Annotated in this window: 15 protein-coding genes and 1 pseudogene; 4 read left to right on the plus strand and 12 right to left on the minus strand. The window is 74.9% G+C overall.

From position 1 onward, the window contains the following. Nucleotides 1-5: 5 nt before the first annotated feature. Complete coding sequence (locus tag M0M48_RS24635; RefSeq protein WP_257753134.1) at nt 6-725, minus strand: aquaporin; 720 nt, start codon at nt 723-725, stop codon at nt 6-8. A gap of 37 nt (nt 726-762) precedes the next feature. Here M0M48_RS24635 and M0M48_RS24640 point away from each other — a divergent pair, with 37 nt between their 5' ends. Together M0M48_RS24640 and M0M48_RS24645 are read left to right on the plus strand one after the other, a co-directional pair. Next, nucleotides 763-1,458: a metalloregulator ArsR/SmtB family transcription factor gene (locus tag M0M48_RS24640; RefSeq protein WP_257753135.1), complete on the plus strand. Its 696-nt coding sequence runs from the start codon at nt 763-765 to the stop codon at nt 1,456-1,458. Next, complete coding sequence (locus M0M48_RS24645; RefSeq protein ID WP_257753136.1) at nt 1,455-1,919, plus strand: arsenate reductase ArsC; 465 nt, start codon at nt 1,455-1,457, stop codon at nt 1,917-1,919. Before M0M48_RS24640 ends, M0M48_RS24645 begins: the two co-directional genes overlap by 4 nt. 188 nt (nt 1,920-2,107) lie before the next feature. On the opposite strand, the pseudogene M0M48_RS24650 reads toward M0M48_RS24645, so the two are convergent. Both M0M48_RS24650 and M0M48_RS24655 read right to left on the minus strand, forming a co-directional pair. After that, nucleotides 2,108-2,968, minus strand: a pseudogene (locus tag M0M48_RS24650) (MFS transporter); the annotation flags it as partial. Between the two features lie 58 nt (nt 2,969-3,026). Continuing rightward, nucleotides 3,027-4,346, minus strand: a complete 1,320-nt coding sequence (locus M0M48_RS24655) for an NAD(P)-binding domain-containing protein (protein ID WP_257753137.1) — start codon at nt 4,344-4,346, stop codon at nt 3,027-3,029. Nucleotides 4,347-4,447: 101 nt separating this feature from the next. Between M0M48_RS24655 and M0M48_RS24660 the strand changes: the two genes are divergently transcribed. Both M0M48_RS24660 and M0M48_RS24665 read left to right on the plus strand, forming a co-directional pair. Further along, nucleotides 4,448-4,813, plus strand: coding sequence for an ArsR/SmtB family transcription factor (locus M0M48_RS24660; protein ID WP_215814162.1), 366 nt, complete (start codon nt 4,448-4,450; stop codon nt 4,811-4,813). Continuing rightward, nucleotides 4,810-5,604, plus strand: a complete 795-nt coding sequence (locus M0M48_RS24665; protein ID WP_257753138.1) for a GNAT family N-acetyltransferase — start codon at nt 4,810-4,812, stop codon at nt 5,602-5,604. Before M0M48_RS24660 ends, M0M48_RS24665 begins: the two co-directional genes overlap by 4 nt. Before the next feature lie 104 nt (nt 5,605-5,708). Here the strand turns inward: M0M48_RS24665 and M0M48_RS24670 are convergent, their stop codons facing one another. The 9 genes from M0M48_RS24670 to M0M48_RS24710 form a co-directional block, all read right to left on the minus strand. Beyond that, nucleotides 5,709-5,849 carry a hypothetical protein gene (locus M0M48_RS24670; protein WP_215814160.1) on the minus strand — a complete coding sequence of 47 codons (141 nt, stop codon included), beginning with the start codon at nt 5,847-5,849 and terminating at the stop codon, nt 5,709-5,711. Nucleotides 5,850-5,892: 43 nt separating this feature from the next. Continuing rightward, complete coding sequence (locus tag M0M48_RS24675) at nt 5,893-6,903, minus strand: esterase/lipase family protein (RefSeq protein WP_257753139.1); 1,011 nt, start codon at nt 6,901-6,903, stop codon at nt 5,893-5,895. A 134-nt stretch (nt 6,904-7,037) separates the two neighbouring features. After that, a complete protein-coding gene (locus M0M48_RS24680) occupies nt 7,038-8,363 on the minus strand; it encodes a DUF2252 domain-containing protein (RefSeq protein ID WP_257753140.1) in 1,326 nt (441 codons plus the stop codon). A 14-nt stretch (nt 8,364-8,377) separates the two neighbouring features. After that, nucleotides 8,378-8,878, minus strand: a complete 501-nt coding sequence (locus M0M48_RS24685; protein ID WP_257753141.1) for a hypothetical protein — start codon at nt 8,876-8,878, stop codon at nt 8,378-8,380. Nucleotides 8,879-8,901: 23 nt separating this feature from the next. Then, nucleotides 8,902-9,267, minus strand: coding sequence for an MmcQ/YjbR family DNA-binding protein (locus M0M48_RS24690; protein ID WP_257753142.1), 366 nt, complete (start codon nt 9,265-9,267; stop codon nt 8,902-8,904). Between the two features lie 40 nt (nt 9,268-9,307). Beyond that, complete coding sequence (locus tag M0M48_RS24695; RefSeq protein ID WP_257753143.1) at nt 9,308-9,973, minus strand: nitroreductase family protein; 666 nt, start codon at nt 9,971-9,973, stop codon at nt 9,308-9,310. Further along, complete coding sequence (locus M0M48_RS24700; protein WP_257753144.1) at nt 9,970-10,755, minus strand: ABC transporter ATP-binding protein; 786 nt, start codon at nt 10,753-10,755, stop codon at nt 9,970-9,972. The genes M0M48_RS24695 and M0M48_RS24700 overlap by 4 nt, the downstream gene beginning before the upstream one ends. Next, the gene (locus M0M48_RS24705; RefSeq protein ID WP_257753145.1) at nt 10,752-11,744 is read right to left on the minus strand and encodes a FecCD family ABC transporter permease; all 993 of its coding nucleotides are present in this window, start codon (nt 11,742-11,744) and stop codon (nt 10,752-10,754) included. Before M0M48_RS24705 ends, M0M48_RS24700 begins: the two co-directional genes overlap by 4 nt. After that, a complete protein-coding gene (locus tag M0M48_RS24710) occupies nt 11,741-12,724 on the minus strand; it encodes a FecCD family ABC transporter permease (RefSeq protein ID WP_257753146.1) in 984 nt (327 codons plus the stop codon). The genes M0M48_RS24705 and M0M48_RS24710 overlap by 4 nt, the downstream gene beginning before the upstream one ends. Nucleotides 12,725-12,745: the final 21 nt, after the last annotated feature.

Genomic DNA, 12,745 nt, shown 5'->3' on the forward strand with positions numbered 1-12,745 from the left:
GCGGGTCAGCCCTGGATGGTCGGGTCCTGGGGTCGGGGGTAGAGCGCGAGGGTGAGTGCCACCCCAACCAGCAGGCCGGCGAGCTGCAGGCCGACGAAGGCCGGGACGGCGCCGGGCGCGATGCCGGCGAAGGTGTCGGTGAACATCCGCCCGAGGGTGACGGCGGGGTTGGCGAACGAGGTCGAGCTGGTGAACCAGTAGGCCGCGCCGATGTAGGCGCCGACGGCCGGTGCGGCGAGTGCGGTGCGGCCGGTGCGGACCAGCGCGAAGACGAGGGCGACCAGTCCGGCGGTGGCGACGACCTCGCCGACGAGGTGGCCGCTGGTGACCCGGTCCTGGGTGGCGAGGCCTTGGTCGACCTCGAACATGACGTTGGCGAGCAGGGCGCCCGCGATGCCGCCGACGACCTGGGCGGCGGCGTACGCGCCGACGTGGGGGAGGGACAGCCCGGTGCGGTCGCGGCGGCCGAGGAACCAGTCGGCCAGGGAGACCACGGGGTTGAGGTGGGCACCGGAGACCGGGCCGAGCCACACGATGAGCACGCCCAGCCCGAGCGCGGTCGCCAGGGAGTTCTCCAGGAGCTGCAGCCCGATGTCATCCGGCGACAGGTTCTGCGCGGCGATGCCGGAGCCGACGACCACGGTGACCAGGAGGCCGGTGCCGACGAGCTCGGCCAGGAGGCGTCGGGGCAGCGGTGCGGGTGGGGGAGTGCTCACGGCGCCCATCTTGACGATCGGAGATTGCTCAGTCAATCTTGAGGCAATGAACACTGAGCAAGATGCCGAGCTGGCCCGCCGGGTCGAGGTCCACGCCGCGCTCGCCGATCCGACGCGGCTGCGCGTGGTCGGCCTGCTGGGCGCGGGTGATGCCGCGTCGTCCGAGCTGAGCGCCCGGCTCGGTACGCCGTCCAACCTGCTGGCCCACCACCTCAAGATCCTCGAGGCGGCGGGTGTGATCCGGCGCCGGCGCTCCGAGGGGGACGGGCGGCGCAGCTACTGGCGGCTCGTGCCCGACGTGGTCGCGCCCGCGGCGGAGCCCGGGGCCGTGGCGGTGCCGCACCTGCGGACGCCGGCCCGTCTCGTGTTCGTGTGCACCGCCAACGCCGCGCGCTCCCACCTCGCCGCCGCCCTCTGGCGCCAGGCGAGCCGGGTCCCGGCGGACTCCGCGGGCACCCATCCGGCCGAGCGCATCGACCGGCGGGCGGTCGCGGCAGCGCGCCGGCACCACCTCGACCTGCCGGACGTACGGCCGCAGCGGGTCGAGGACCTCGCTCCGGCGCTGACCGAGGACGACCTGGTCGTCACGGTCTGCGACCGCGCGCACGAGGAGCTGGGCGATGCCGCCCAGCTGCACTGGTCGGTACCGGACCCGGTCGCGGCCGGGGGCGCGGCCGCCTTCGACCGGGCCCACGACGAGATCGCCGGCCGGGTGCGGGTTCTGGCGGGGGGCCTGCGATGAGCGCCCCGGTCGTGCTGTTCCTGTGCGTGCACAACGCCGGTCGCTCGCAGATGGCGCTCGGGTTCTTCAACCACCACGCCGAGGGGCGGGCGATCGCGCGCTCCGGTGGGTCCGAGCCGGCCGACCAGGTCAATCCGGCCGCGGTGGCGGCGATGGCCGAGCGCGGTATCGACATCGCCCGTGAGTTCCCCAAGCCGTGGACCGACGAGATCGTGCGCGCTGCCGACGTCGTCGTCACGATGGGCTGCGGTGACGCGTGCCCCTACTTCCCGGGCAAGCGCTACGAGGACTGGAAGCTCGACGACCCCGCAGGCCTGGACGTCGACGGCGTCCGTCCGGTCCGGGACGAGATCGAGCGCCGGGTGCTGGTGCTGCTCGACGAGCTGGGCGTACCGGCGACCGACGCCAGCACGGCGGCGACCAGTCCCAGCAGTCCGAGGACGACGAACAGCGCCGAGTGACTGCCGGTCGCTGCCGCGACGGCGGCACCGAACGCCGGTGCCAGCGCGGCCGCGACGCCGAGGGGTGCGTTGTAGACGCCGTTGAGCGCGGCATAGCGCTCCGGGCCCCAGTGCTCGCTGACCACGGTCGCGCCGACGAGGGTGAACAGCCCCCGCGCGGCACCGGCCACGATCGCGATCGTGAGCAGCACCGCCACCGGCCCCGGTACGACGCCCAGCGCGAGCACCATCACCGACAGCACGACGATCGCCAGCACCGCACGGGGGTTCGGGGGCATCCGGCGGACGAGCGCGGGGTAGAGCAGCCGTCCGACGACCTGGCCGGCGCCGCTCAGGCCGACGGCCCACGCGGCGAGCTGGACGCTGGTGCCGCGGCTCTGGAGCAGCGGGACCAGGTGCACCAGCGAGGCGTACATGACCAGTGAGGTCAGGGCTCCCGAGGTGGCGAGCAGCAGGAACGTACGGCTGGTCAGGACGTCGCGGTCGGAGGTCGCGCGGGGACCCGCCGGGCCGCCGTACGGCGTGGGGTGCCAGGGCAGCCGCAGGGCCAGCGCGTGGGCGGGCGCGGTCGCGCCGAGCATCAGCGCGCCGAGGACGAGGTAGGTCGCGCGCCAGCCGATCCGGTCGTCGAGGAGCGCGGTGAGCGGCGCGAAGACGGTGGAGGAGAAGCCGGCGACCAGCGTGAGCGTCGTGATCGCCTGCACCCGGCGGTTGCCGAACCAGTGGGTCAGCGCGGCGAACGCGGGCGGGTAGAAGGTGCCCGCGCTCGCCGCCCCCGCCAGCAGCCAGCCGGCGACGAACACCGGCAGCGACGGCGCCGCCGCGATGACCGCGGCGGCGCCGGCGCCGAGGATGCTCCCGGCGGTCATGACGAGACGGGGGCCGCGGCGCTGCAGGATCCGCCCGGCCAGGACGCCGGCCAGCGCCCCGGAAAGGCTGCCGGCCGAGAACGCCGCCGTGACCGCCGTCGCCGACCAGCCGGTCTCGTCGGTGATCGCCGGGGCGAGCACCGTGAACGAGTAGTAGAGGACGCCGTAGGCGATGGTCACCGTCGCGCAGAGCGCGACCAGCGCCGCCCGCGCCCGGCGTCCGGTCGGGTCGACGGGCTCAGGCGTCGACAGGGGCTCGGCCGATCTCGAGGGGCGCCGGCGCGCAGCAGCCGCCGCCCGCGCCGGCGGCGCTGTCGGGGTCGTCGAAGACGCCGGCCCCTCCGCACACGCCGGTGTCCGGCAGCTCCAGCTCGACGCGGGCGGCGGCCTCGTGGTCGCCGGCCAGCGCGGCGACGACGCTGCGGACCTGCTCGTAGCCGGTCAGCGCGAGGAAGGTCGGCGCGCGGCCGTAGGACTTCATGCCGACCAGGTAGAGGTCCGGCTCGGGCTGGGCGAGGTCGGCGGCGCCGGTGGCCCGGACCGAGCCGCAGGAGTGGAGGTTCGGGTCGATCTCGGCGGCGATCCGGCGCGGCGCCTCCAGGGTCGGGTCGAGGTCCAGGCGCAGCTCGGAGAGGAACGACAGGTCGGGGCGGAAGCCGGTCAGCACCACGATGTTGTCCGCCACGGCGAGTGCGCGCCCGTCCTCGCCGACGAGGGTCGCGCCCTCGTCGTCGTGGCGGACCTCGGCGGTGCGGAACCCGGTGACGAGCTCGACGACCCCGGCCTCGACGGCCTTCTTGGCCCGTTGGCCCAGCGCGCCCCGCTCGGGCAGCTCGTCGGCCGCGCCGCCGCCGAAGGTGCCGGCGCTGACGACGCGGCGGAGGGCCCAGGTGATCCGGGTGCCGGGGTGCTGCTCGGCGATCTGGACGAGCTCGTGGACCGCGTTGAACGCCGAGTCGCCCGCGCCGACGACGACGGTGTGCCGTCCGGCGTACCGCTCGGGGGTCGCGCGGTCGGGGACCTGGTAGGAGATCCGGTCGGCGGCCGCCCGCTCACCGAGCGCCGGTACGCCGTCGGCGCCGGCGGGGCTCGGGCGGCGCCAGGTGCCGGAGGCGTCGATGACCGCCCGCGCCTCGAGCCGCGACTCGTGGCCCGCGGCGTCGACGACGTGGACCGTGAACGGCTGGGCCGCGCGGTCGGCGTCGACCAGGCGGTCGCGGCCCTTGCGCGAGACGGCGACCACCCGGGCGTCGTACCGGACGTGGGGGGTGAGCGCCCGGGCCAGCGGGGCGAGGTAGTCGGCGATCCACCGGGCGCCGGTCGGGTAGCCGGAGGCCGGCGCGGTCCAGCCGGTCGGCTCCAGCAGCCGGACCGCCGCGGCGTCGACCAGCTCGGGCCAGGCCGAGAACAGGCGTACGTGGCCCCACTCGGCGACGGCCGCACCGGGACCGCTGCCCGACTCCAGCACCAACGGCTCCAGGCCGCGCTCGCGCAGGTGGGCCGCGGCGGCCAACCCCTGCGGGCCGGCGCCGATCACCACGACAGGCAGGTCACTCATCACGTGCTCCTCAGATCGGGGACATCATGCATCGACGGTTGTCGATGCGACAACCCTAGGGACGCATCGACAAATGTCAATGCATCGGGCAGACTCGGTGCGTGCCCACTCCGCTTCCGGTGATCCAGCCCGACGACCTGGCCGCCTGCTGCTCGCCGCTGACCGGCGGTCTGGTCAGTGACGAGACCGCGGCGACCCTGGCCCGGATGTTCAAGGCCCTCGGCGACCCCACCCGGGTCAAGCTGCTCTCGCTCATCGCGGCCTCGCCCGAGGGCGAGGCCTGCATCTGCGACCTGACCGAGCCGGTCGGGCTCAGCCAGCCCACCGTCTCGCACCACATGAAGCTGCTCGTCGACGCCGGCCTCGCGACTCGGGAGCAGCGCGGCAAGTGGGCCTACTACCGCGTCGCGCCCGCCGTGCTCGCCTCGCTGGCGACGGCGCTGGCGCCCGCGGGAGCCGGCGCATGAGCGAGGCCGCCCGCCTCCTCGCCGCGTACGACGACCAGCTGCGCACCGACGCCGAGGCCGCCGGCGCGCTGGCGGTGCGCGTGCTCGGGCCCCTGCGCCTGGTCACGTTCGCCCAGGGCCGGGGCTTCGTGACCTACCGCGACCTGGGCGGCGCCGACGCCGCGGCGATCGACGAGCTCGTCGGGCAGGCGCGGGCGCACTTCGCCGCCGACCCCGCGACCATCGAGGTCGAGTGGAAGACCCGGGCCCACGACCTCGCGCCCGGGTTGACCGAGAGCCTGGCGCGGCACGGCTTCGTCGCCGAGGAGACCGAGTCGATCATGATCGGCGAGGCGGCGAGCCTCGCGGTCGACGTACCGCTGCCGGAGGGGGTGACGATCCGCCAGGTCAGCACCGAGGCGGACGTCCGCGCGATGTGCGCCATGAGCGCACGGGCGTTCGGTGACCCGCCCTCCGACGGCGAGGCGATCGCGGTCGACCTGGTGAGCCGGCTCTCCGCCGGCGACGACCTCGAGCTCTGGGTCGCCGAGGCGGACGGCGCCATGGTCTCCGCCGGCCGGCTCGAGCCGGTACCGGACACCGAGTTCGCCGGGATCTGGGGCGGCTCGACCCTCCCGGCGTGGCGGCGTCGCGGGATCTACCGCGCGCTCACCTCCGCCCGGGCCCGCTCCGCGCTGCGGCGCGGCCGGACGCTGATCCACAGCGACTCGACGGAGTACTCGCGCCCGATCCTGGAGCGCTACGGCTTCGTCCGGGTGTCCACGACGACGCCCTACACCTGGCGGCCCTAGGACGTCCGTCCGGATCTGCGCCCGGTCACCGCTCCGTCCGTTGACAGCCCTGGTCCGTGGTCCCGAAGGTGGTCCGGCCCGGTCCTGGCGACCCAACCGAAACCTCACGCCGTCGTCGTGTCGTCGGGACCGGGCCTCCGGACGCCCGTACGGATCTCGGGCGCCCGGCCACCGGGTGCGTTGACGTCGCGTCCGGTGTCGCCGAGGGTGGACTCGGCCGGCCACTGCGGCGCGATACCTCCCATTTGTCGCGCGCGGGTGGCCGGCCTCGTCCTTCGTCGGCGCGCCCTAGCCGAACAGCTGGGTGTTGCCGAAGACCGGCGCCTGGGTGTAGCAGAACAGCGGGTAGGTGTCGCTGGGGTCGAGCTTGTTGAGCACGATCTGGGCGACGTTCTTGCTGTAGACGATGCTCAGGTGCTCGGACTGGTCGAGCCCGCACTTGTCCTGGAGCACGATGTTGTCGACCGTGGCGCCCGGCCCGGCGGTGATGAAGCCCGCCCGGTACGGCGTGACGACCTCGTCGTTGCGCGTGACGACATTGGTGTAGCGCTCGCCCGCGACGGTCTCGCCGTTGTCGTTGAGCTGCTGGTAGAACGGCGCCTGCGGGTTCGGTGACTGGTCGGCCTGCTGCTTCAGCGCCGGCAGCTGCAGGATGTCGAACAGCCCCATCGCCAGGCCGAAGAGCCGGAACATCTTGCCGAGCTCGGTGATGCCGGCCAGCGTGGTCGGGTGGTTGGACGGCGCGAGCGCGATCACCTGGTTCACCTTGGGGGCGCCGCCCAGGACGTTGGTGTAGTACCGCGCCAGCGCGCCGCCCTGGGAGTGGCCGATCAGGTCGACCTGGGTGGCCCCGGTGGCGGCGAGCACCCGGTCGACGTACGCGGCGACCTCGCGGGCGTTGTCGATCAGGTCGCCGGTGGCGTTGACGAACGGGATCCCCGTCGTGTTGCCGTAGTTGAGCGCGAAGACGCAGTAGCCCTCGTGCTTGATCATCGGCGAGAGGCCGTTCCAGTTGGCGTAGGGGTTGGCGAGCGTCCCCTGGACGAGGACGACGGGCCGCGGGTGCTTCGCCGACGGCCGGCAGGACCAGTCGTTGGCGCCGAGGGGGTTGCGGTTCGGCTGGAGGATCGAGGTCGCGAACGCGGCCGGGATGGAGTTGTCGTCGCCGAGCTGCCCGTAGCGGAGGGCGCGGGGGAACAGGTTGCCGGCGGCCACGTCGGCCGCGGCCGGAGGGGTCGACGGCGCGATCAGGATGAGGGAGATGAGGCCGCCGAAGGCGGCGAGGGCAAGGCGTCTCATGGGCGTCTCCTGTGGGTTCCGAGAGTGAGAAGCGCGCGCTGCTCTCGCAGGGTCGGACGCGTCTTCGCGGCGCGTCAACCGCCGGGGGTCCGCGGGGCGGAGATCCCGTACGGGCGTCCGGGCGGGGCCCGCGATCAGCGGCCGAGCGCCCCGTGGTCCGCCTCGGTCCGGTCGGCGTAGCGCTGCCCGAACGCGGCCAGGGCCTGGTCGGCGACCCGGGACTTTCCGAGGTAGGCGCCGATCGTCGCGGCGGCGCCGAGCTGGGAGTGGGCCCGCGCCAAGGTGCTCGCGCAGAGCTCGCCGTACCGGGCCAGGCCGCCGGCGTCGAGCAGGCCGAGGTCGAGCGAGCCCTTCATGTCGCGGAACTGGCGCACGTAGTACGAGCGGCCGTCCGGCGCCGTGAACCAGCCGAGGAAGGGGTCGGACGACGCCTGCATGATCAGCTGCCCGGCGACCACGCGCTCGGCGGGAGTGCTCAGGGGGTTGGCGCCGACGTGGCGCTCCAGCACCGAGGTCGTCGCCTCCTTGAGCTGGAGGAAGAGCGGGTCGCCGGTCGGATCGGTCATCAGCACCAGCAGGCAGCGGGTCCCGACGCTGCCGACGCCGACGACCTTGAGCGCCGCGTCCTGGAAGCGGAAGAGCTGGAGGACGCCCGCGACGTCCGGAGGGACCGAGCGCAGGTAGGCCTCGGCGAGCGAGCGCGCGACCTTCTGGTCGAGCTCGGGCAGCCGGGTGACCAGGGGCGGCTGGTCGACGATCCGCGGTACGCCGGACCGGTCGGTGACGGTGAGCTTCTTCAGCGCCCGCTCGGAGGTGTTGCGGCGGGCCTTGGCGATGCCCTGCTCGGCGATGCGGCGCTGCCGCTCGTCCAGGGACGTCCCCCACGCGCGGAGGGTCGCGGCGTCGATGCGCTCGTAGTAGCGCGCCATCGCGGGCTTCTTGGCCAGGTTCCGCACGGCCAGCCGGTAGGCCCGCGCGGTCGCCTCGGCCGCCGCGTCGACGTCCGGGCCGGCGATCTGCTGCTGCCGCCCGGCCAGCACGACGCTGGTGACGAGCCGCTTGACGTCCCACTCCCACGGACCCGGCGTGGTCTCGTCGAAGTCGTTCACGTCGAAGACCAGCGACCGGTCCCGGGCCGCGAAGACGCCGAAGTTCGACAGGTGCGCGTCGCCGCAGGCCTGCACGTGGACCCCGGTGCTCGGGGTGGTGGCGAGGTCCGCGGCCATCACCGCGGCGGCGCCGCGGAAGTAGGCGAACGGCGACTCCGCCATCCGCTCGTGGCGCACCGGCACCAGCGCGGACAGCCGGCCCCGGTCCTGCTCGGCCAGGACGGCGACCGGGTCGCGGTCCGCGGCCGGTTCCAGCTCGGCGAGCCGCTCGCGGCCGACCACGCTCCGCAGCTCGCGCCCCCGCGCCCGCTGCTCAGCAGGCGGCGCCGCGTGGACGGGGCTGGGGGCCATCGGCCGGGGCGCCCTCAGTCCTCGCGGGAGATGTGGTCGAGCAGGTCGTCCATGCTGTCGAACGTGACGGTCTCGGTGCCGTCCTCGATCTGCACCTCGATGTCCTCGAACGCCAGGTCCGCGTCGAGCTGGACCCGCACGATGCCGTCGGGCAGCTGCAGCGGCGCGATGAACGAGAGCAGCACGGCGTCGATGAAGACGACGACCGAGGTGAGGTCGAGGTCCTCCCTCAGCGCCACCGGTACGGCGACCTCGCCGGCCGCCTCCTCGATCTCGGTGACGGTGCGGGTGACGAGCGCGTCCCACTGCTCGGGGGACAGCGCCAGGAAGGCGGCGACCCGGTCGACGAGGGCGGGCACCTCGACGTCGGTGCGGTCCTCGAGCTCGGGGTCGACGTTGATCATCACGTCGGTCCCGGTGGCCGGGAAGGCGGCCAGTCCGTAGACGAAGTCCTCCTCGGCCGCGGGCTCGCGAAGAAGGGGGGCCACGGCGTCGACGAGGTGCTGGATCTCCACGTCGGCGATCCTACGGCGTGACCTCAGGGGGGTCCTGGTCCGTCGGGGTGGGTGAGGGCGTAGGCGCGGGTGAGCTTCTGGGGAACCACCATCCGCCAGGCGTCGACGACGAGCTCGCGCGCCTCGACGGGGTCGAGCGCGGCGAGGGTGGCGTGCACCCAGTGGAAGCGGAGGTCGGACTCGGAGGGCAGCTGGAAGCGGGCCGGGTCGCCGGCGACGAGGGCGTCACGCTCCTCCTTGGGGAAGGCGAAGCCCATCACCTGCTCGTCGAGCGAGAAGGCGACGTAGACGATCTGGCCGACCCGGAACTTCAGCCGGCGCCGGACGTGGACCGGGTACGAGCGCTCGAGCTCGCTGCCCAGCGCGAGCACGTCGTCGATCGTCGCCATGGGTCCATCGTGGGGGTGGCCACCGACATCGCCGAGGTGCTCAGCCGACGGCGACCAGTCCCGCGACCAGGACGTCGTCCGGCAGGTCGAGCAGCCGTGCCCAGGCGCGGTCGTCGTAGCCCATCACGGGACAGGTGGCGAGGCCGAGCGCGGTGCCGACGAGGAGCAGGTTCTGCAGCGCGGCGCCGGCGTCGAGGTGCAGGGTCCGGTAGTGACGGGCGGGGTAGCGGCCGAGGGTGGCGCCCAGGTCGATGCCGAGCGCGATCCAGAGCGGGACCCGGGTCGCGAACGGCGGCTGGTCGAGGCTTGCCGCGAGATAGGGGGTCGGGTCGCCGGTGCGGACGGTGACCAGGCCGGGCAGCGGGAGCCGGAGGTCGGCGCGGTGGACGCCGGGGGCGAGCGGCCCGGTGCCGCGCACCACGAGCGAGGCGACGACGGAGGGCAGGCCGCCGGCGCGGGGCGCGGTGCCGATCCCGTGCCGGAGCAGGGCCGCGAGGTCGGCGAGCGGCGGCTGGACGGCGCCGAACGCGTACCGCGAGCGGCGCGCGTGCAGCACCGCCTGCAGGCTGCCGCCGGGCGTGCGGGGCGCGGGCAGCGCGCGGGTGGTGGGGGCGCACGGGCGGGGCGGGAGCAGGTCCGGGTCCGGCGTCCGGCGTACGGCGGTCGCGTTGAGGGCGTCGTGGACCGCGTGGACGAGCGCCCTCATCGCGCCACGAAGAGCGGTCGTCCGCTGACCGGGTCGTCGAGGACGACGGCGTCGACGTCGAAGGCCGCCTGCAGGGTGGCGCTGGTGAGCACCTCGGCCGGCGGGCCGTCGGCGAGGATCCGGCCGTCGCGGAGGGCGACGATCCGGTCGGCGTACCGGGCGGCCTGGTTGAGGTCGTGGAGCACCATCACGACGGTGATGTCGTGGTCGTCGCGGAGGTGCTCGACCAGGCGCATGAGGTCGATCTGGTGGCGTACGTCGAGGTAGGTCGTGGGCTCGTCGAGGAGCAGCACGCCGGTCTCCTGGGCCAGGGTCATCGCGATCCAGGCGCGCTGGCGCTCGCCGCCGGACAGCGTGTCGAGGCGACGTTCGGCGAGCGCGGTGAGGCCGGTCAGCTCGAGGGCGCGACGCAGCGGGGCGTCGTCCTGGGGGCGGAGCATCGCCCACGGTCCGCGCTGGGGATAGCGGCCCTGCTCGACGAGCTCGCGCACCGTCGCCCCCACCGGTACGACGGCCGTCTGCGGCAGCACCCCGAGCCGTCGGGCGATCTCGCGCGAAGAGTGCCTCCCCATCGGCCGGCCGTCGAGGAGCACCTCGCCACCGTGGCGCGGCAGCACCCGGGCCAGCGTCATCAGCAGTGTCGACTTGCCCGAGCCGTTGGGGCCGACGAGGGCGGTGACGGTGCGGGGGGCGACGTCCAGCGTCAGCGCTGGTACGACGGTGCGCCGGCCGTGCCCGGCGGCGAGGTCGCGCGCGGCGAGCACCGGTGGGGTGGGGGTCATCGGCGGTTCTCCTTGCGGACGAGGCTGATCAGGACGGGGGCGCCGAGCAGCGCGGTGACGGCGCCGACGGGGACGCCGGCCACGTCGGTGTCGAGCCCGGGCAGCCAGATCGAGACCGAGAAGGCGGCGAGGTCGGCGAGGCTGAGCAGGACCGCGCCCAGCGTCGCCGCCACCGGGACGAGCAGCCGGTGGTCGGCGCCGACCACGAGCCGGGCGACGTGGGGCGCGACCAGGCCGACGAAGGCGACGGCTCCGGCGGCGGCGATCGCCGCGGCCGCCGCGGCGACCGCGACCAGCAGCACCACCGCCAGGAAGGGGGCGGTCCGCAGACCGAGCCCGACCGCGGCCGGCTCGCCGAGCGCCCAGACGTTGAGCCGGGAGGCCAGCAGCCAGGCCAGGGGCAGCAGCACGGCGAGCCACGGCCACAGCTGAGCCCAGTCCTGCGGGGTCCGCGCGTTGAGCGAGCCGACGAGCCAGCGGAGCACGACCGCGATCGGCGCGGAGTCGACGACGAGCACCAGCGAGGTCGCGGCGGAGAGGACGGCGCCCAGCAGCACGCCGGCCACGGCGAGGGAGCGCCGTCCCACGGCGTACAGCACGGCGCCGGTGGCGAGGGCGCCCGCCATCGCTGCGGGATAGGCCAGGCCGTGCCCGGGCCAGAGGACGAGGGAGCCGGTGACCGCGAGGGCCGCCCCGGCGCCGACGCCGGTGGTCGCGGGCTCGGCGAGCGGGTTGCGGACCACGGCCTGGACGAGCACGCCGGACACGGCGAGCAGGGCGCCCGCGCCGAGGCCGACGAGCACGCGGGGCAGGCGGTACTGCAGCACGATCACCTCGTGCACCGGCAGTCGTGGGCGTCCGGTGAGCGCCCGGACGATGTCGCCCGGCGGCAGCTCGGAGCGGCCGAGGAACAGGTGCGCGAGGACCAGCGCGAGCGCCGCCACCGCGCCGGCGGCCACGACCGCGATCGCGCGCTGGGGCCGGCTCACGGGCGCGCCCGGGGGCGGAGCAGGAGCAGTGCCGGGACGCCGACGAGCGTGGTCGCGATGCCCACCGGCACCTCGACCGGGTAGAGCAGCCGGCGCGCGGCGAGGTCCGCGAGCGCGAGCAGCAGGCCGCCGGTGAGCATCACGAGCGGGAGCACCCGGCGGGTGCTCGTCGTACCGAGGGCGCGGCGGGCGACGTGGGGCGCGAGCAGCGCGACGAACGCGACCGGCCCGCAGGCCGCGGCGACGGTGGCGGCGAGCAGGGCGGCGACGCCGACGGCCAGTACCCGGGTCCGGGTGACCGGTACGCCGAGCCCGGACGCGACCTCGTCGCCGAGGGTGAGCGCCTCGACCCGGCGGCGCAGCAGCCAGGCCACCGCGATCCCGGCGAGGACGAGCGGCACGACCGTGGTCAGGTGCGGCCAGCCGCGGGCCGCGAGGCTGCCGAGCAGGTAGCGGAAGAGCACGACCACGTTGCCCTGGGTGCCGAGGCCGACCACGGCGACCACGAGCCCGCCGCACGCAGCGGACATGGCCGCACCGACCAGGACCACGTGGTCCGGGTCGCGGGTACGCCCGATCGTGAGCAGCACGACGGCGCCCGCGGCGAGCGCGCCGGCGAGCGCCAGCCAGGGCTGGAGCGCGAGTGGCACGGCGAGGCCGAGCACGACGATCGTGGCGACCACGACGGCCGCGCCGGAGGAGACGCCGAGCAGCTCGGGACCGGCGACCGGGTTGCGCAGGGCGTCCTGGAGCAGCAGCCCGGAGACGCCGAGCCCGGCGCCGGCGACCAGCCCGAGCAGGGCGCGGGGGAGGCGGACGTCGGCGACGGCGACGTGGAGCGGGTGCGCCGGGTCGAGGAGCGCGGCGAGCGCCGTACCGGGGGCGGCCATCGGCTCCCCGATGCACAGCGCCGCCAGCAGGCAGCAGCCGGTCGCGAGGCCGGCCACGGCGAGGGCGGCGGTGGGGCGCACCCAGCTCATCGAGTTAAGAATGATTATCAT

Origin of the sequence: Pimelobacter simplex, from assembly GCF_024662235.1 — a bacterium.
Classification (GTDB): domain Bacteria; phylum Actinomycetota; class Actinomycetes; order Propionibacteriales; family Nocardioidaceae; genus Nocardioides.

Excerpts from the sequence above, each read along its gene's own strand:
- M0M48_RS24655 (WP_257753137.1), bottom strand. The coding sequence starts at position 4,346 with ATGAGTGACCTGCCTGTCGTGGTGATCGGCGCCGGCCCGCAGGGGTTG.
- M0M48_RS24640 (WP_257753135.1), top strand. The coding sequence starts at position 763 with ATGAACACTGAGCAAGATGCCGAGCTGGCCCGCCGGGTCGAGGTCCAC.
- M0M48_RS24635 (WP_257753134.1), bottom strand. The coding sequence starts at position 725 with ATGGGCGCCGTGAGCACTCCCCCACCCGCACCGCTGCCCCGACGCCTC.
- M0M48_RS24680 (WP_257753140.1), bottom strand. The coding sequence starts at position 8,363 with ATGGCCCCCAGCCCCGTCCACGCGGCGCCGCCTGCTGAGCAGCGGGCG.
- M0M48_RS24675 (WP_257753139.1), bottom strand. The coding sequence starts at position 6,903 with ATGAGACGCCTTGCCCTCGCCGCCTTCGGCGGCCTCATCTCCCTCATC.
- M0M48_RS24690 (WP_257753142.1), bottom strand. The coding sequence starts at position 9,267 with ATGGCGACGATCGACGACGTGCTCGCGCTGGGCAGCGAGCTCGAGCGC.
- M0M48_RS24710 (WP_257753146.1), bottom strand. The coding sequence starts at position 12,724 with ATGAGCTGGGTGCGCCCCACCGCCGCCCTCGCCGTGGCCGGCCTCGCG.
- M0M48_RS24700 (WP_257753144.1), bottom strand. The coding sequence starts at position 10,755 with ATGACCCCCACCCCACCGGTGCTCGCCGCGCGCGACCTCGCCGCCGGG.
- M0M48_RS24665 (WP_257753138.1), top strand. The coding sequence starts at position 4,810 with ATGAGCGAGGCCGCCCGCCTCCTCGCCGCGTACGACGACCAGCTGCGC.
- M0M48_RS24695 (WP_257753143.1), bottom strand. The coding sequence starts at position 9,973 with ATGAGGGCGCTCGTCCACGCGGTCCACGACGCCCTCAACGCGACCGCC.
- M0M48_RS24670 (WP_215814160.1), bottom strand. The coding sequence starts at position 5,849 with ATGGGAGGTATCGCGCCGCAGTGGCCGGCCGAGTCCACCCTCGGCGAC.
- M0M48_RS24645 (WP_257753136.1), top strand. The coding sequence starts at position 1,455 with ATGAGCGCCCCGGTCGTGCTGTTCCTGTGCGTGCACAACGCCGGTCGC.